Origin of the sequence: Mycobacterium sp. PO1 (assembly GCF_017312405.1) — a bacterium.
Lineage (GTDB): Bacteria > Actinomycetota > Actinomycetes > Mycobacteriales > Mycobacteriaceae > Mycobacterium.
This window is the reverse complement of the sequence record NZ_BLTG01000097.1, coordinates 10,488-11,181: the sequence shown is the minus strand read 5'-3', so window position 1 is coordinate 11,181 and position 694 is coordinate 10,488. Positions and strand designations below refer to the sequence as shown.

1 pseudogene is annotated in these 694 nt (G+C 64.1%); it reads left to right on the top strand.

The annotated features are described in order from the left end of the window. Positions 1–538: 538 nt before the first annotated feature. Positions 539–694, top strand: a pseudogene (locus tag J3476_RS28085) (replicative DNA helicase); the annotation flags it as partial.

Sequence of the window (694 nt, the reverse complement as noted above, 5' to 3'; positions counted from 1 at the left end):
CACGACGTCGAGGCGCAGGTGTCGCTGGACGTCGTTTCCGGCTAGTCACGGCTGGCCGAAGCGCACTCTACGACGGCCGGGCAGAGACCACGTGTCTTTGCCCGGCCGTTGTCGTTCCCGGTGGCGAACAAATCCCGGCAAAGCAGCGCCAGCGAACATAACCGGCTGTTAACCTGCGCGGCGCCGAAGGGAAACACAACACGCCCGAACCGGCAACCACGCGCGACACGCCGACCAATTTCCCATCCACAGCTCCTCAGCCCACCTATGGTGCGTTCAGCTGCGCGAATGGGACGAACGATGACCTTGATCCACAAGTTCTCCCCAACGAGTCAACATGGCTCACCGGACATATCCACACGGCATCCACAGGTTCGTCAACAGGGCCGACTTGATTCCCGCTCAGCAACCTCTAACGTGATCCGTCGCGGGATCGGTTCAGGTCTCCACGGAGGACATGTCGGAGGCCCGACCTACAGTCGCGTCGTGCTGCTTCGAAAGTTCGTTCGATCGCGTTCAGGAGGGGGTGCGGCTCAGCGTGGCTGTCGTCGATGACTTGGGTCGATCGCGCGAACGTTCGGATGTGGAGCCGCCTCCCGGCGAGGACTTCGGCCGCCAGCCCCCGCAGGACGCCGCCGCCGAACAGGCCGTGCTCGGCGGCATGCTGCTCAGCAAGGACGCCGTCGCCGACGTC